Origin of the sequence: Leifsonia poae, from assembly GCF_050632195.1 — a bacterium.
Lineage (GTDB): Bacteria > Actinomycetota > Actinomycetes > Actinomycetales > Microbacteriaceae > Leifsonia > Leifsonia poae_C.
Genome location: NZ_CP192580.1, coordinates 1553648 through 1570250, shown reverse-complemented (window position 1 = coordinate 1570250; position 16603 = coordinate 1553648). Strand labels below are relative to the sequence as shown.

Annotated in this window: 14 protein-coding genes and 3 pseudogenes; 6 read left to right on the top strand and 11 right to left on the bottom strand. The window is 68.0% G+C overall.

Annotation, left to right across the window (positions count from 1 at the left end; translation table 11 throughout):
- Positions 1 to 58: 58 nt before the first annotated feature.
- Positions 59 to 643 (top strand): hypothetical protein, encoded by a 585-nt coding sequence (locus ACQ86A_RS07980; protein ID WP_431280014.1) that lies wholly within the window; start codon positions 59 to 61, stop codon positions 641 to 643.
- 163 nt (positions 644 to 806) lie between these two features.
- On the opposite strand, the gene pth is transcribed toward ACQ86A_RS07980, so the two are convergent.
- From pth to ACQ86A_RS07925, 11 genes and pseudogenes are all read right to left on the bottom strand, one after another.
- Positions 807 to 1406 carry an aminoacyl-tRNA hydrolase gene (gene pth, locus ACQ86A_RS07975; RefSeq protein ID WP_431280013.1) on the bottom strand — a complete coding sequence of 200 codons (600 nt, stop codon included), beginning with the start codon at positions 1404 to 1406 and terminating at the stop codon, positions 807 to 809.
- A 19-nt stretch (positions 1407 to 1425) separates the two neighbouring features.
- Complete coding sequence (locus ACQ86A_RS07970) at positions 1426 to 2046, bottom strand: 50S ribosomal protein L25/general stress protein Ctc (protein ID WP_431280012.1); 621 nt, start codon at positions 2044 to 2046, stop codon at positions 1426 to 1428.
- A gap of 210 nt (positions 2047 to 2256) precedes the next feature.
- The gene (locus ACQ86A_RS07965) at positions 2257 to 2790 is read right to left on the bottom strand and encodes a gluconokinase (protein WP_431280011.1); all 534 of its coding nucleotides are present in this window, start codon (positions 2788 to 2790) and stop codon (positions 2257 to 2259) included.
- Between the two features lie 20 nt (positions 2791 to 2810).
- Positions 2811 to 4058, bottom strand: coding sequence for a D-mannonate dehydratase ManD (manD, locus tag ACQ86A_RS07960; RefSeq protein ID WP_431280010.1), 1248 nt, complete (start codon positions 4056 to 4058; stop codon positions 2811 to 2813).
- A gap of 1 nt (position 4059) precedes the next feature.
- Entirely contained in the window at positions 4060 to 5442 is a 1383-nt protein-coding gene (locus ACQ86A_RS07955) for a mannitol dehydrogenase family protein (RefSeq protein ID WP_431280009.1), read from the bottom strand.
- Positions 5439 to 6310: pseudogene (locus ACQ86A_RS07950) on the bottom strand (sugar phosphate isomerase/epimerase family protein). The gene ACQ86A_RS07955 and the pseudogene ACQ86A_RS07950 overlap by 4 nt, the downstream one beginning before the upstream one ends.
- Positions 6307 to 7518: a Gfo/Idh/MocA family protein gene (locus ACQ86A_RS07945; protein ID WP_431280008.1), complete on the bottom strand. Its 1212-nt coding sequence runs from the start codon at positions 7516 to 7518 to the stop codon at positions 6307 to 6309. The pseudogene ACQ86A_RS07950 and the gene ACQ86A_RS07945 overlap by 4 nt, the downstream one beginning before the upstream one ends.
- Positions 7515 to 8356 (bottom strand): annotated as a pseudogene (locus ACQ86A_RS07940) (sugar phosphate isomerase/epimerase family protein). The gene ACQ86A_RS07945 and the pseudogene ACQ86A_RS07940 overlap by 4 nt, the downstream one beginning before the upstream one ends.
- Complete coding sequence (locus ACQ86A_RS07935) at positions 8353 to 9276, bottom strand: carbohydrate ABC transporter permease (RefSeq protein WP_431280007.1); 924 nt, start codon at positions 9274 to 9276, stop codon at positions 8353 to 8355. The pseudogene ACQ86A_RS07940 and the gene ACQ86A_RS07935 overlap by 4 nt, the downstream one beginning before the upstream one ends.
- Positions 9273 to 10283, bottom strand: a complete 1011-nt coding sequence (locus ACQ86A_RS07930; protein WP_431280006.1) for a carbohydrate ABC transporter permease — start codon at positions 10281 to 10283, stop codon at positions 9273 to 9275. The genes ACQ86A_RS07935 and ACQ86A_RS07930 overlap by 4 nt, the downstream gene beginning before the upstream one ends.
- Positions 10284 to 10298: 15 nt before the next feature.
- Positions 10299 to 11666, bottom strand: a complete 1368-nt coding sequence (locus ACQ86A_RS07925; protein WP_431280005.1) for an ABC transporter substrate-binding protein — start codon at positions 11664 to 11666, stop codon at positions 10299 to 10301.
- 142 nt (positions 11667 to 11808) lie between these two features.
- Between ACQ86A_RS07925 and ACQ86A_RS07920 the strand changes: the two are divergent.
- From ACQ86A_RS07920 to ACQ86A_RS07900, 5 genes and pseudogenes are all read left to right on the top strand, one after another.
- Positions 11809 to 12827, top strand: a pseudogene (locus ACQ86A_RS07920) (LacI family DNA-binding transcriptional regulator).
- A gap of 19 nt (positions 12828 to 12846) precedes the next feature.
- A complete protein-coding gene (gene uxaC / locus ACQ86A_RS07915) occupies positions 12847 to 14262 on the top strand; it encodes a glucuronate isomerase (protein ID WP_431280004.1) in 1416 nt (471 codons plus the stop codon).
- 129 nt (positions 14263 to 14391) lie between these two features.
- Positions 14392 to 15795, top strand: coding sequence for an NADP-dependent phosphogluconate dehydrogenase (gndA, locus tag ACQ86A_RS07910; protein ID WP_431280403.1), 1404 nt, complete (start codon positions 14392 to 14394; stop codon positions 15793 to 15795).
- A 2-nt stretch (positions 15796 to 15797) separates the two neighbouring features.
- Positions 15798 to 16151, top strand: a complete 354-nt coding sequence (locus tag ACQ86A_RS07905; protein ID WP_431280003.1) for a YidH family protein — start codon at positions 15798 to 15800, stop codon at positions 16149 to 16151.
- Positions 16152 to 16170: 19 nt separating this feature from the next.
- Complete coding sequence (locus ACQ86A_RS07900; protein ID WP_431280002.1) at positions 16171 to 16524, top strand: DUF202 domain-containing protein; 354 nt, start codon at positions 16171 to 16173, stop codon at positions 16522 to 16524.
- The last annotated feature ends 79 nt before the right edge of the window (positions 16525 to 16603 follow it).

Sequence of the window (16603 nt, the reverse complement as noted above, 5' to 3'; positions counted from 1 at the left end):
CGCGCGCATCCACTACGCTCTGGCCAGACCCTGAAAGAATCGACAGAGAGCGACACCGATGACGAGCGTCCCGCCGCCCGAGAACAGCCAGCCCGTACCGCCCGTCACGCCCCCGCCGTCGTATCAGCAGCCCGCCTATCAGCAGCCCGCCTATCAGCAGCCGGTTTACCAGCAGCCTGGCGCCTACCCTGCCGCGCAGGCGTACGTGCAGCCGTACGCGGGCGTTCCCGCGGGCTATCCCGGCTACGGAGCGGGCTACGCCGCGGCTCCCAAGTCGAAGGTTCTCGGCGTGGTCGCGATGTACGGGGCGATCGTCGTGCTGGTCCTCTCGGTGATCGCCTCGATCGTCGTGGGCAACAGCGTCGGCCCGATCGCGGACCGTTCCAGCACAGGCTTCAGCTACAGCACGAGCACCATGACGGCGGAGCAGGCTGCCGCTTTCGGCGGAACCGCGCTGCTCATCCTCGCCCAGCTCGCGGGCGGCACCGTGATCGGCCTCTGGGCGCTCATCCAGGGCATCATCGCCGCCGCGACAAAACGAGGGCGGGCTTACGGCGTGATCGCGATCGTTGTCGCCGCTGCCGCCCCGATCATCTCGTTCATCGTGTACATCGCCGCGATCGCCGCGAGCACCCCCGCCTGACCCTCCGCGCCCACTCCAACGCAATCCACTCCGGGAGAAATCCCGTTTCAGCGCCGCGTTTTCGGGACTTCTCCCGGACTCGATTGCGTTTGAGCGGAGCGAGCCGCGAGAGCGAGCGCAGCGAGCCGCCAGAGCGAGCGCAGCGAGCCGCGAGCGCAGCGGCTCAGCGGCCGGTGTGGAAGCGGAGTTGGGCGGCGGTGAGGCCCTCCGTGGCGATCTGCTCGACCGCATCCGCAGCGTCAGAGATCAGGTTGGGGAGCACTTTGCGCTCGGCGCTGGAGAAGCCCTTGAGCACGTGGTCGGCTGCGGCCTGGGCGCCCGGCGGGCGACCCACGCCGACGCGGACGCGGGTGAAGTCGCCGGTGCCGGTCGCCGCGATGACGTCGCGCACGCCGTTGTGGCCACCATGGCCACCGCCGAACTTGAGCTTCATCGTGTCGAACGGAATGTCGATCTCGTCCTGCACCACGATCAGGCGCGACGGATCGAGCGAGTAGAAGCGCAGCAGCTGCGCGACCGGCCCGCCGGACACGTTCATGAACGTGTTGGGCTTGGCCAGGACGAACCGCTCGCCGCCGGGGGTCAGCCGACCCTCGGCGACGGTCGAGTTCGTCTTGTGGGTCTTGAAAGTGAGGCGACCGCGCTCGGCGAGGTCGTCCAGCACCATCTGGCCCACGTTGTGACGCGTGGCCGCGTAGCCGGGCCCGGGGTTACCGAGCCCGACCACGAGCCAGGGCCTATCCGTGAGAGAAGAAGAGGCCATCGAAGGGATGCGCCCGGTACTACTCGGCGTCTTCGGCGGGAGCCTCTTCGGCGCCCTCGGCGGCCTCTGCGGTCTCCTCTTCCTCACCGCGTGCGGCGGCCGGGATCATGACGTTCAGGATGAGCAGATCCTCGTCCTCGGCCAACACGGCGCCCTTCGGCAGCGTGAAGTCCTTCGCGTGGAACTGCGTTCCCTCGACGGCGTCGGTCACGTCGAGAACGATGTTCTCGGGGATGTGGGTCGCCTCGACCTCAAGACGCAGGGTGTTGACGTCGAGAACCGCGATCGTGCCCGGGAAGGTCTCGCCCACGACGTGGACCGGTACCTCGACGGAGACCTTCTCGCCGCTGCGGACGATGATCAGGTCGAGGTGCTCGATGATCTGCAGCACCGGGTCCTTCTGCACATCCTTGACCAGGGTCAGCTGGTTCTTGCTGCCGGCGATCTCGATGTCGAGCACAGCGTTCGCCTTGCGGAGAAGCAGGCCGACCTGGTGCGCGGGAACGGTGATGTGCACGGGCTCGGTGCCGTGGCCGTAGATGACGGCGGGGATCTTGCCGGCGGCGCGGATCTTGCGCGCCGCACCCTTGCCGAAGCTTTCGCGGACTTCCGCGACGACCTTGTTGGACTCGTCAGCCATGAGTAACTCCTTGCCGGCGGGGCCGGCTGTCGGGCGAGCGTTGCTCGCAGTGTCTGGTTGTGTGTCGACTCGAACGCATCGTTCAGATGAAAGACGTGTGAGGAAAGACTGCGAAGCCCTGCTCCACCGCGTCGATAACGGACTGCGCGCTGTGAGGCGCGCATCCCTCGCCGAAGTTCAGTGGAACAGTCTACCGGATGCGTCGCGCCGCTACGACCGCGGTTCGGTGGCCGGTGACGAGGGGGTCTCGAGCTGCGCGGCGGCGACCCTCGCGATCTCGCCGGGGGCTCCGTCGATCGGTACCCGGACGCCCCGCTCGTCTGCGGCGAGAGGCTGGAGTATCGCCAGCTGCGACGCGAGCAGCGTCGGCGGCATGAAGTGGTCGCGGCGGGCTCCGATGCGTTCGCCGAGCAGGTCGCTGCTGCCGTCGAGTTCGACGAAGACCGCATTCGGGGCCTCTGCGCGGATCGCGTCGCGGTACTCGCGCTTCAGGGCCGAGCAGGCCACGACCATCCCAGTGCCGGTCGCGGTAGCCAGAGTGCGTCCGACGTTCGCGAGCCAGGGCCACCGGTCGTGGTCATCCAGCGGGATGCCCGAGGCCATTTTCGCGACATTGGCTTCAGGATGCAGGTCGTCGCCGTCCACGAACGGCACGCCGAGGCGCTCGGCCAGGAGCGCTCCGACCGTGCTCTTTCCCGAACCCGAGACGCCCATGACGACGACGAGCGGCGCCGAAGATCCCATCAGCGCCCCTCCTCTTCGCATCACCAGTCGTGCATGGAACCGTCGAGCAGACGGTTCACCGGCAAGTATGCCGCCTTGTACGGGAAGGAGTTCGCCACGACCTCGTCGTAGTCGACGCCGAGGCCGGGGGTCTCGCCGGGGATGAGCATCCCGTCTTCGAAGGAGTACGTCGTGCGGAAGACCTCGTGCGTCGCGGCACTGTGCTTCATGTACTCCTGGATGCCGAAGTTCGGGATGGCGACACCGAGGTGAACGGCCGCTGCCAGGCCGACCGGCGAGACGTCGGTCGGGCCGTGGACGCCTGACTTGATCTGATAGACGGCGGCGTAGTCGAAGATCCGCCGCAGACCGGTGATGCCGCCCGCGTGGGTGACTGGGCTGCGCACGTAGTCGATGAGTTGCTCCTCGAACAGTTCGCGGTAGTCCCAGATCGTGTTGAAGACCTCACCGATGGCGAGCGGGGTGGTGGTGTGCTCGCGCACGCGGCGCAGCACGGCCTGGTTCTCGGCCGGCGTCACATCCTCGAGCCAGAACAGGTCGTACGGCTCGAGCGACTTGCCGAGCTTGGCGGCCTGGATGGGCGTGAGCCGGTGGTGCGCGTCGTGCAGCAGCGGCAGCTCGGGCCCGAACTCGTTGCGCACCGCCTCGAAAACGGTGGGAGCGTGGCGGAGGTACGCACGGGTGTCCCACTCCTCCTCGACGGGCACAGCGCTGCGGCGGGCGGGTTCATGGTCGTACCGGGCCGTCGTGCCACCATCGCCGGCGGCCGCGTTGGCCGACGATGCGACGCCGTAGACCGAACCCAGACCGGGGATGCCGGTCTGCACGCGAATGGCCTTGTAGCCCTGCTCCAGGTGGTCGCGGATCGAATCGAACAGCTCGGGGAGCTCGGCGCCAGACGCGTGGCCGTAGACGAGACACCCCCGGCGGCTGCGCCCGCCGAGCAACTGGTAGAGCGGGAGACCGGCGACCTTGGCCTTGATGTCCCAGAGAGCCGTGTCGACCGCGGCGATGGAGGCCATCGTGACCGGGCCGCGGCGCCAGTACGCCCCGCGGTAGAGATACTGCCAGGTGTCCTCGATCTGGTGGGCGTCCCGCCCGATCAGGAGCGGCACGATGTGCTCGCTCAGGTAGGCGGCGACCGCCAGCTCGCGTCCGTTCAGCGTCGCATCGCCGAGGCCGACGAAGCCGTCCTCGGTGGTGATGCGCAGCGTGACGAAGTTTCGGCCGGGGCTCGAGACGAGGACGTCGGCGGAAGTGATTCGCATGTCAGTGGGCTCCTCTTGATGGTTCTTCTGTGGCGAAGGATCGGGCGGCGCGCAGGGCGCCGAGCTGGTGGTGCACGGATTCGGTCACGGCGGGATCGTCGGCCAGCTCGGGCGCGAAGGCGCTCACGGCGTCCACCGCGAGCTGTGCGTCGTCATCCGGATGCTCGCCCAGCCGGGCGGCGAGGTCGACGGCTCCGGCGTCGGCGAACGACCCGTCGAGCAGGTGCAGGATCCACGCGGCGAGCACTCCGGTCTCGGCTCGACCAGGGGCGCGACCGGCTGCGAGGCGCGACCGCAGCGGGTCCAGGATGCGCGGACCGAGCTTCTGCGATCCGTCGGTCGCGATCTGCGTGAGCCGGTGCTCGATGCGCGCGTTGGTGAAGCGGGCGCGGAGCGCGTCGAGGGCCGCATCCACGGCGTCATCATCGAATGGGAGCTCGGTGCGCGCTTCTGCCCAGAGGTCTTCGAGCGCCGCGACGCACACCGGGTCGCCCATGGCGTCGGCGATCGACACGTGACCGCGAAGCAGCCCGAGATACGCGAGCAGCGAGTGCCCGGCGTTGAGCAACCACAGCTTGCGACGCTCGAACGGCTCGATGTCGTCGACGAAGCGGGCTCCTGCGGACTCCCAATCCGGCCGACCCGCCGGGAAGTCGCCACTCAGCACCCACTCGCTGAACGGTTCGGTGACGACCGGCGCGGCATCGTCGTAGCCCGTCAGTTCGCGCACCGCTTCGCGGTCGGCGCCGGTCGTGGCCGGCGTGATCCTGTCCACCATGGTGGACACGAAGGAGACCTCAGTGTCGATCCACTCGGCGAGCGACGGGTCCAGCGCGGTGGCGAGCCCGAGCACCGCGTCGCGGGTGACGCGGCCGTTGTCGGGGAGGTTGTCGCAGCTCACAACGGCTAGGCCCCCGGCACCAGCCAGCCTGCGCGCCCGGATACCGTCGACGATCCTGCCCGGCGCCGTGAAAGTGACTTCGCCGGCGCGGAGCGCCGAGAGGTCGGCGTCCAGCGCGGCCGTCGACGGGCGGTAGCCCGCCTCCGTGACGGTCAGCGTCAGCACCCCGACAGCACGGTCGGCCACCGCTCGACGCCAGCGTTCCGCGTCGGCGCCGTCGGCGACGACGCTGAGACTCTCGATGACGCTCGTGGTGTCTGACTCGGGGCCGCGCTCGACCAGCGTGTAGACCGCATCCTGAGCCGCGAGGATGCGGGCCGCGTCGGGGCTTCGTCCGGTGAACGCTGCGATCCCCCATCCCCAGCCGCCGGTCGCCTCATTCGCCCGCTGTGTGTACCAGGCCTGGTGGGCGCGGTGAAAAGCCCCCAAGCCCAGGTGCACGATGCGGACGGGATGCCGCACGGTGCGTCGTGGCGGCGTCATGCCCCGGCCGTCGAGACGAGAGCGCGAGTGCGCGACTCGACTCCGCGGAGATACTCGAGGTTGTCGCGGGTGCGCTCAGCGAGCGGGAGTTCTGTCGAGAAGTCCTCGGACGTGACCCAGCCGTCGTAGCCGAACTCGTGGAGCGCGGTGAAGTACGCCTCGACGTCGGCCTGACCCGTGCGCATCGGCGCCCACTCGTTGTGCCAGCGCACGGTGCCGTCGGCCTCGGGCTCCCCGCGACCCAGCGCACGTTCTTGACGTGCACGTGCGCGAGGTACGGGCCGAGCAGCTCGAACGCCGAGAGGTGCCTCTCCTGCCCCTCGACGACGAGGTTGCCGAGGTCGTGGATCACCCCGACATGCTCGGGATCGAGGCCGTCGACCAGCCGGAAGGCAGCCGAGGCAGACGGCGTGATCGTCTCGTGGTGCAGCTCGACCAGCGCCTTCACTCCGAGGACTTCGGCGCGCGACGCAGCCCACTCCAGATCGCGGCGGGTGGCCGCGAAGAGCTCGCGGTACTCGCCCGAGTCGGTGCGCGGCATGGTGACGCGCACCTGGCGGGCGCCGAGCGCCGCGGTCGCTGCGAGCATCCTGTCGACGTTCTCGTGGTCGTCGCTGCGGGCGTAGCCGCCGATGCCCGAGAACTCGAGACCCGCCTCGCGAGTGATGCGGGCGATGTCGTCGAGCGAATCCTCGAGCCCCGTCAGCGGCCAGGTCGAGCGGTTTCCCGCCCAGAACCCCGGTGGGGTCGCCTCGGTCTGGTCGATGACGCGCCACTCGATCCCGTCCCAGCCTTGCGCGGCCAGCTGCTGAGCGGCCTCTTCGGGTGCCCAGTCGGGGGTGGATGCGGTGAAGACGGAGAACTTCATTTGCTTGCTTCCTTCTGGGCGCGCTGGGCGCCGCCCGTGCTGACGGTCACAGAGTCGAGTGCCCCGGAGGTGACCTCGTCGATGCCCACGGGCCGGCCGAGCGTTGCCGAGAGGTAGAGGGCCCTCACGACCGCGAGGGAGGTGAACGCGTCCTCGACGGTGACGCCCGGGGCGCGGTGCTCCTCGATGGCCGAGACCACGTCCCGGTACTGGCGCAGATGCCCCTCGATGAAGCGGTCGGGTCCGCGGTCTCCGCCGCGCACCTCCGCGGCGGGCACGACCTCGGAGGCGCGGTTCGTGACGCTCGCGCCGCTCTGGTCGACCGCATCCGGATCGGCGGCACCGAAGTACTCGAGCTGGTCGTTGTCGATGATGGCCGAGCCGTGGTCGCCGTGCACCTGCACGCGAACCGAGAGGCCCGGATACGCGGCGGTGGTCGCGTGGATCACTCCGAGAGCGCCCGACTCGAACCGCACCGTCGCCACGGCGATGTCTTCGATCTCCACGCGATCGTGGGCGAGCAGTGCGGTCTGTGCGAAGATCTCCACCGGCTTGCCGAGGAACCAGACCAGGAGGTCGACCGTGTGCACGCCCTGGTTCATCACCGCGCCACCGCCGTCGAGCTCCCACGTGCCGCGCCACTGACCGGAGTCGTAGTACTCCTGACTGCGCCACCAGGCGACGGATGCGAGCCCGCTGGTCACGCGACCGAACGTTCCCGTGTGCGCAGCTTCGGCGACGACGACCGACGCCGGGTCGAATCGGTGCTGGCTGATCACCGACACGACGAGACCGTGCTTCTCGGCATGACGGGCGAGCTCCAGGATGCGCCGAGCGCGATCCATGGACACGTCAAGCGGCTTCTCGATCACCACGTGCTTTCCGGCGGCGAGCGCCTCTTCCGCGAGCTGCACGTGCAAACCGCTCGGAGTGCAGATCACGACGAGGTCGACCGGAGCGGCGGACAAGGCGGCAGGCAGCGACTCGAACTCGGCGGGACGAAGAATGCCCAGCTCGGAGACGACCTGATCGGCCAGCGCCGTGGCTGCGGCGGGTACCGCATCCACGAGGGCGGTGATCGCGAGGTGCGGGTGGCGGGCGATCGCACGTGCGTGGTTGAGGCCGATGATGCCGCAGCCGACGATGGCGACGGCGAGCGGTGCGGAGGGCGAAGCTGAGGTGGATGCGGTGGTGGGTTCGTCGGTCATACGAGCTCGACTCCAATCTTGTCGGTGAGGCGGCGGAGGGCCCGGCCCGCGCGACCGAAGGCCTCCGGTCCGGAGAAGCCGCCGAGGGCGTTCACGTCGGTGAGGTGCGGCTCGAGGGAGGCGAACCCGGTGTACCCGTCGTCGCGGAGAGCGGTGAGGGTCTCGAGCACCTGGCCGTCGCCCTCGCCGGCGGGGGTGACCACGCTCGTCGCGCTGAGCGCATCCTTCACCTGCAGGTACTCGAAGTGCGGCCGCAGCGCCGCGTAGCCGTCGTCGAACGGACGCGCCACACCGACCTGGACGAAGTTGGCGCTGTCCCAGGCGAGCTTGAGGTGGGGCGAGCCGACGGATTCGACGATGTCGAGGCAGCGCTCGGGGGTGTCGCCGTAGATGTCCTTCTCGTTCTCGTGCAGAAGGATCACGTCGCCGGCTTCGGCGGCGTCCGCGAGGGCGCGCATCCGGACGATCACATCATCACGGATGCTCTCGACCGGAACCCCTCTCCGCGGTAGAAGGAGAAGAGCCGGATGTAGCGGGCACCGAGACGTTTGGCAGCTGCGATCGCGCGACCCAGCCGCTCGACCTCGTGCTCGACGGGGAGCGACACATCCACCTTGCCGATCGGCGAGGCGATGGCCGAGACGCCCATCCCGCGCTCCTCGAAGATGCCGGCGAGGCGATCGAGCTGCTCGCTGTCGAGGTCGACGATGTTCATACCCCAAGCGCTGCGGACCTCGATGTGGTTCGCGCCGAGCGCTTGGAGGACCGCGACTTGCACGACGGGATCGGGATCGATCTCATCGCCGAAACCGGACAACGCCCATTTGACGTCACTCACTTGACTCCTCCAGAGGTCAGGCCACCCACGAGGTAGCGCTGGAACACGAGGTACAGCGCGACCACCGGAACCGCGCAGATGAGGGACGCTGCCATCATCTGCCCGTACAGCGGGATCGCGCCACCCTCTTGTGTGGCTCCGAACACCTGCAGGGCGACAGCGGCCGTGCGGGTCTCGGGGTTGGTCAGAACAGAGGCGAACAGAACGTCGTTCCAGCCGAGCAGGAACGCGAAGATCCCTGACACGACGATGCCTGGCCAGCTGAGCGGCACGACGATGCGGGTCAGGATGCGCCACGACGACGCACCATCGATGCGCGCCGCCTCCTCGAGCGCCTTGGGCAGGCCGCGCAGGTAGGTGACCATGACCCAGGTCGAGAACGGCAGCGCGAAAGTGAGGTACGTGATGAACAGTGCCGGGCGCGTGCCGATGATCTGGATGCCGAGGATCGTCGCCAGGCTCGAGAAGAGCACGAACACGGGGAGCAGGATCAGCGTGCCGGGGATCGACTGCAGGCCGAGCAGACTGCGCAGGAACGTGAGCCGCCCGCGGAACTCGTAGCGCACGAGCACGTATGCCGTTGCGACGGCGAGGAACGCGCAGACGACGGCGACCGACACGCACACGATCACGCTGTTCATGAGCCCGTTGCCGAGATCCACCGTCGACCACACCTTGATGTAGTTGTCGAAGTGGAGCTCTGTCGGGAAGAAGGCCCCGCCCGCGACGGCGACGTCCGAGTTGACCGACGAGAACAGCATGTAGATCACAGGGCCGAGCACGATGACGAGCAATACCGTGATGACGGTGATGAGCAGCGGTCGCGGCAGCAGGCGGGTGATGTCGCCCTGTCGGATGCCGTTGGCACGTCGCTTGGCGGTGGCGGCCGCAGCGGCCGCGGTGGTTGTGGCCGAAGTCATCGTTTCTCTCCCTCATCGCCGGAGTCGAGTTTCACAGCCCGTAGGTAGACGAACAGCGGGATCGCTATCAGGATGAGCGAGCAGATCGCCATCGCGGCGCTCAGCCCGAAGCGGAAGCTCTGGAAGCTGGTCACGTACGTCAGCACCGGGAGCACCTCCACATCCTGCGGCGCCGGAACGCCGAACAGCACGAACGGCAGCGTGAACGCGTTGATGTTGTGCAGGAACGCGATGATCAGCGCCAGGAAGATCGGACCGCGCAGGTAGGGCAGGATCACGTAGCGCAGCTTGATCCACCAGGTCGCGCCGTCGATGGCCGCAGCCTCGTGCACCTCGTGGTCGACCGACTGGAGACCCGCCAGCACGAGCAGGTAGAAGAAGGGCCACGACGTCCAGATCTGCACCACGATCAGCGACCAGTAGCTGAGCGGGCCGTTCAGGAAGAGTCCGGGATTCATCCCGACCGCCCCGAGCGTGGAGTCGACGACACCACCGGGCTGCAGCATCGTGCGCCAGAGTGTGCCGACGACGAACGCCGGGAGCACGTACGGGATGAGGAACAGCGAGCGGACGAGCGCCCTGCCGCGGAACTTGTTCTGAGTGGCCAACGCGGCGAGTAGACCGATCGGCATCGTGACGACGGAAGCGATGACCGCGAACGAGACACTGATACCGATCGAGCGGAGCAGCGACGACGAGACGATCGCCTCGACGTAGTTCTGCAGTCCGATGAACGGCGCCTGCAACCAGCTCTGCAGCGTGTACTGGTCGAGGTCGAGCGTGGACATCAGCACCGCCACGAGCAGCGGGATGACGATGATGAGGATCATCAGGATGCCGCCGGGGAGCAGCATCCAGAGTGGACGGTTGCGAAGGTGCATGGGCTTCGTGCCCTTGCGCTTCGGACTGGTGCGGCCGGGGCGGCCGCCCGCGGGGATGGTCCCCGCGGGCGATCCGCCCTTTTCGCCGGCCGAGCCGTTGGGCGCGGCCAGAGTCGAGTTCGACATGGTTGGAGCTCCCGGCTACTTCGCCTTGTTGAGCGCGCCTTGAGCCGTGTCCTGCGCGGTCTTCAGCTTCGCGTCGAGGTCGGACGAGGAGACCGACCCGTTCGAGAGAGCGGGGATGGACTGGACCACCACGTTGACGAGGGCCAGCTGCGTGTCACCCCAGGCTCCGGAGAACGGGGTGCCCACGGCCTTGGTGCCGGCTTCGAGGATCGGGGCGATCAGATCGTTGCCCTGCTCGATCTTCGCGGCCGCGTCCTTGTTGGTGGGGAGGTCGCCGAAGGTCTTCGTGTACTTCACCTGGTTGTCGGTGCTGGTGAGCATCTTGACGAGTGCGAAGGCGAGGTCCTGGTTCTTGGAGTATTTGGCGACCACCATGTTGTCGCCCGAGATGATCGTGGCAGCGGCCTTGCCCTTGCTCGGCAGCTTGGTGGCACCCGGCGGGATCGTCGGCATCACGGCGTACGCGTATTTGCCTGCCATCGGAGACGCGTCGAGCGAGACCTGCGACGACGATGAGACCATCGGGAGGAATGCGGCCTTGCCGCTCGCGAACGCGGCGACGGCCTGGGGGTTCTTCCAGCCGATCGCAGCGGGGTCGACCACCTTGTCCTTCGTCAGCCAGTTGAAGTAGGTCTGGTACGACTTCTTCACGGCCGGGTCGTCGATCGTCGCCTTCTTGGTCGCGGGGTCGATCAGCGGGTTGCCCTGCTGGTTCGACATCGCCCAGATGAACTTCCACGGGTCGAAGCTGTCGGCATACGCGACGGCCATGCCGTACTGGTCTCCGGTCGTCAGCTTCTTCGCCTGGTCGGCGAGGCCGTCCCAGGTCGTGGCGGGCTTGTCGATGCCGGCGGAGGCGAGCAGATCCTTGTTGTACGCCATGACGAACGGACGGCTGAGGAACGGGATGCCCACCTCGTTCTTCTCATCCGGTCCCGAGATGCCCAGCGTCGCGGGAACGAACTTGTCGCGACCGCCCACCTTGTCCCAGTCGGCCGAGGTCAGCTTGACGAACGCGCCCGTCGAGTACGCGGTCGGGGTGAACGTGGTGCCGAGGTCGTAGATGTCCGGGCCCTGGCCCGAGAGAACCGAGGTCTGGATCTTGGTGAGCTCGTCGTTCGCCGACGCAAAGGTCTCGAACTTGACCGTCGCCCCGGTCTCCTTCTCGAACTGGGCGGAGACATCCTTGAACCACTGCTGCTGCTGCGTGGGGTAGAGGCCGTTGGCCGCGATCATGACGTCGAGGGTCTTTCCCTTGCCGTCGACCTTTCCCGGGCTTGCGCTCGAGCTGGAGTTGGAGCCGCTGCTTGCAGAGCAACCGCTCAGGGCCAGGCCGATGACGGCCAGGCCGGCGACCGCGCCGAGCGCGATACGTGATCTCATCTTGACTCTCCTTTGAGACGGGACGTGAAGTCGACACCCTCTGAATCGGTGCAGGCGAGGATGACTGCTGAGGACTCTATGCACGTTGGCAAGACGAGGCAAACGTTTGCCAAAAATTGCCATACTGTGCTGAAATGCTGTCATGCAACCTCTCGCTGGAGCGGGGTCAGAGCGCCCCGCGACCCTCGCGGACGTCGCCGCCGCGACCGGACTCGCCACGTCGACGGTCTCCCGCGCGCTCTCGAACCCCGGTCGCGTGAACCCCTCACCCGGGAGCGGATCGAAGAGGCGGCCCGGGCACTGAACTACGTTCCGAATTCGCACGCCCGCGCGCTCACCGGCGGAAAGACCCGCGCGATCGCGGTGCTCGTCTCGGATGTGACGAACCCGTTCTACTTCGGCATCATCCGCGGCACGCAGCAGCAGTTGAAGGCGGGCGGATACACGCAGATCCTGGTCGACACCGAGGAGTCCGACGAGCTCGAGGACGGGATGCTGCACAAGCTCCGCCGCTCCTTCGACGGCGCCATCCTGGCCGCCTCCCGCCTCACCGACCGGAGGCTTACCGCTCTCGCCGCGGAGATTCCCCTCGTCGCCATCAACCGCCAGACGCGCGGGGTTCCGAGCGTCTTCATCGACACCCCGAGCGCCATCGAGCAAGCCATCGGGCACCTCGTCTCGCTCGGTCACCGGGAGATCGCCTACGTCTCGGGACCCGAGACATCCTGGCCCAACGAGGGCCGCTGGCGGGCGATGGCTCGCGCTGCCGAACGGTACAGCGTCACAGCGACCCGACTGGGCCCTTTCGCGCCCCGACAGTACGCGGGCGCCGCTGCGGCGGACGCGATCATGCACGCGGGCGTCACGGCCTGTATCGCCTTCAACGACCTCCTGGCGATCGGTATGCTCGCGCGTTTCCACGAACGCGGGGTCAGCATCCCCGGCGACATCAGCATCGTCGGCTGCGACGACATCTTCGGCGCCGACTTCTGCAATCCGCCGCTCACCACTCTGACGGCACCGATCGAGCAGGCAGGTCGCACCGCGGTCTCGATGCTCCTGAGCCGGCTCGACGAACATGCCGCCGTCGGCATGCGTCAGACCGCGACCCTCCCCACTCACCTCACCGTGCGGGCCTCCACCGGTCCGGTACGCCCGTAGCCTCCCCGAAAGGATGCGCATGACCACGCTCGCACCCCACCCCGACCGCCTGTTCCCCGCCGACCCCGGCGAGCGCGACCTGGCGCGGCGGATTCACGCGACCGTCGCCGACTCTCCGATCTACTCCCCGCACGGCCATATCGACGCGCGCATGCTCCTCGACGACGAGCCATTCCCGGATCCGGCCGCCCTGCTCATCACCCCCGATCACTACGTGACCCGGATGCTGCACGCGGTCGGAGTGCCGCTCGACGAGCTGGGACTGTCGCGCGACGGCGCCGCGCCCACCGCATCCGGACGCTCGATCTGGCGCAAGCTCTGCGAGAACTGGGACGTCTTCCTCGGAACCCCCGTGCGGTTCTGGTTCGAGTCGGAGTTCAGCGAGGTCTTCGGGCTGACCTCGCAACCGTCGGCCTCCAACGCCGACGAACTGTATGACCAACTGAGCGAGACCCTCTCCCGTCCGGAGTTCCGGCCCCGGGCTCTGTTCGAGCGATTCCGGATCGCGGTGCTCGCCACGACAGACGACCCCGCCGATGACCTCGCAGCGCATCTCGCGCTGCGAGACGACCCGACTTTCGCCGGCCGGGTACTTCCAACCTTCCGCGCCGATCGCTACATGCATCCGGACGAGCCGACGTGGGCGGGCAAGCTCGACGCCCTGGCAGCCCGTTCGGGCGTCGACACCGGCACATACACGGGGCTCCTCGAAGCGCTGCGGGTGCGGCGGCAGGCTTTCATCGCCGCCGGAGGCACCTCGACAGACACGGGGGTGCTGGATGCGGGCAGCGAGCCGCTGACGACGGCCGACGCCGAGCGCATCCACCGCTCCGCTCTGGACGGAAAGCTCACTGCCGCGGACGGAGTCGCCTACCGCCGCAACATGCTCTACCGGCTTGCCGAAATGGCCAGCGAAGACGGCCTCGTGATGCAGCTGCATCCGGGAGTGATCCGCAACCACCACCGACCGACCTACGACGCCTTCGGGTCGGACACGGGGCACGATCTGCCCGCCGTGGGATCGTTCACGACTCCTCTGACGCCCATCCTGAGAGACTTCGGCACCAACCCCACCTTCAGACTCGTTCTCTTCACCGTCGACGAGACGACGTTCTCCCGGGAGATCGCGCCGCTCGCCGGCTTCTATCCCTCCGTCTACGCGGGCGCTCCCTGGTGGTTCATCGACACTCCTGCTGCAATCCTGCGCTACCGGCAGGCGATCACCGACAGCGCCGGATTCACCAAGACGAGCGGCTTCATCGACGACACCCGTGCGTTCTGCTCGATTCCGGCCCGGCACGACATGTCCCGCCGGGTCGACGCGTCGTTCCTCGCCTCCCTCGTCGCCACTCACCAGCTCGCCGAAGAGGATGCGTTCACCATCGCGGGCCGTCTCGTCTCGGACATCCCGCGGGCCACGTTCCGTCTCGGCTGAGCACGGCGAAACATTCACCGGGGCGCACCGCGCCGCCCGCTACGCTGGAGAAAAGTCAGTTTCGAAGGAGAGATCGTGCCGGAAAACACCGAAGCAACTGCCAACATCGGAGTCGTCGGTCTGGCGGTGATGGGCTCCAACCTGGCCCGCAATCTCGCGTCGCGCGAGGGCAACAAGGTCGCGGTCTTCAACCGCACCTGGGCGCGCACCGATGAACTGATCAACGCGCATCCCGAGGCCGACTTCGTCTCCAGCGAGGCCATCGACGACTTCGTCGCGTCGCTCGCCAAGCCCCGCACCGCGATCATCATGGTGCAGGCCGGCAAGGGCACGGATGCGGTCATCGACCAGCTCGTCGAGCGCTTCGAGCCGGGCGACATCATCGTCGACGGCGGCAACGCAAACTTCCAGGACACGATCGAACGCGAGAAGCGCATCGCCCCCACCGGCATCCACTTCGTCGGCGCCGGCATCTCCGGCGGCGAAGAGGGCGCGCTCAAGGGTCCGTCGATCATGCCCGGTGGGTCGGAAGAGTCGTACAAGACCCTCGGCCCCATCCTGGCCTCCATCGCCGCGATCGCCGAAGGCGAGCCGTGCGTCACCCACGTTGGCACCGACGGCGCCGGCCACTTCGTGAAGATGATCCACAACGGCATCGAGTATGCCGACATGCAGCTCATCGCCGAGGCATACGACCTGCTCCGCACGGTCGGCGGACTCGAGCCCGCCGCGATCGCTGACGTGTTCACCGAATGGAACAAGGGCTACCTCGAGTCGTACCTGATCGAGATCACCGCCGAGGTGCTCCGTCAGGTGGACGCCAAGACCGGCAAGCCGTTCGTCGACATCGTGCTCGACCAGGCCGGGTCGAAGGGCACCGGCGTCTGGACCGTGCAGAACGCACTCGACCTGGGTGTTCCCGTCGGCGGCATCGCCGAAGCCGTGTTCGCTCGGGCAGTGTCCTCCAAGCCCGCACAGCGCGAGGCCGTGCAGGCGGTCGTCACCTCGCGCCCCGACGTGCAGAAGGTCGACTCCTCGTTTGCCGACGATGTCTCCAAGGCGCTCTACGCCTCCAAGGTCGTCGCGTACGCGCAGGGCTTCGACGCGATCATCGCCGGCGCCGAGAAGTACGGCTGGAACATCAACAAGGACAAGATCGCCAAGATCTGGCGCGGCGGCTGCATCATCCGCGCCCAGTTCCTCAACCGCATCGCCGACGCCTACGACGAGAACCCGGACATCGCCACGCTCCTCGAGGCGCCGTACTTCGCCGACGCCGTCGCCGAAGGCGAGGCAGCCTGGCGCCGTGTCGTCGCGACGGCCGCGCTGTCGGGCGTCCCGATCCCTGGATTCGGCGCAGCGCTCAGCTACTACGACTCCCTCGCCGTGAAGCGGCTCCCCGCCGCCCTCGTGCAGGGGCAGCGCGACTTCTTCGGAGCGCACACCTACAAGCGCGTCGACGCTGACGGTGTCTTCCACACGCTCTGGTCGGGCGACCGCAGCGAGATCGAGACCGAAGGCTCGAGCCACTAACCGTGCGCGAGCCCGCCTGGCGCCAGGAAGGTGAGGAGCCGGACTACCGGTTCTCGCTCGCCAACGAGCGCACCTTCCTGGCCTGGGTGCGCACGGCGCTCGCCCTGCTGGCGGGAGCCGTGGTGCTGGAACAGTTCTCCACCCAACTCGGCCCGCACGTCGTCGTCGTCATTCTCGCCGTCGCGCTCGGTGTGCTCTCCGCCGTGCTGAGCGTGATCGCCTACGTGCGGTGGCGTGCCAACGAGATCGCGATGCGAAACAACCGGCGCCTGCCGACCACGGTCGCCATCCCGTTGCTCTCCGCCGTCGTGCTGCTGACCGCGGCGGTCATCGCCGTTCTCTTCGTGGTGCACTGAGACGGATGCGCGGCCAGCCATGAGCATCCCGCCCGCCTCCGATCACGGCCGCGATGCCGCGCGCGATCCCGGCCTGCAGGGTGAACGCACGGCCCTGTCCTGGACGCGCACGGCACTCGTCATCGTCGTGAATGCGTTGCTGGCGTTGCGCACGGGATGGGTGTCTGGTCAGCCGGTGCTGACGGCGGCCGGAATCGTCCTGGTGCTCGCGGCGATCGCGACGATGGTCTACGGCACGCTCCGCGGCCGGGCGCTGGCGGGCCTGACCGGCCACATCCCACCGGCCGCTCCCGCCCTCGCGATCGTCCTCACCGCGGTCATCACACTCCTGGCCTGCGCCACGGGCGTGGCCTCCGTGCTCGTCGCGCACTAGTCCGACCGCCGCTCGTCGCGGCCGACCGCTCCTCCCTTCCCCACAACTCCGGCGAGTGAGTGGCGCCGAATCGACCTTC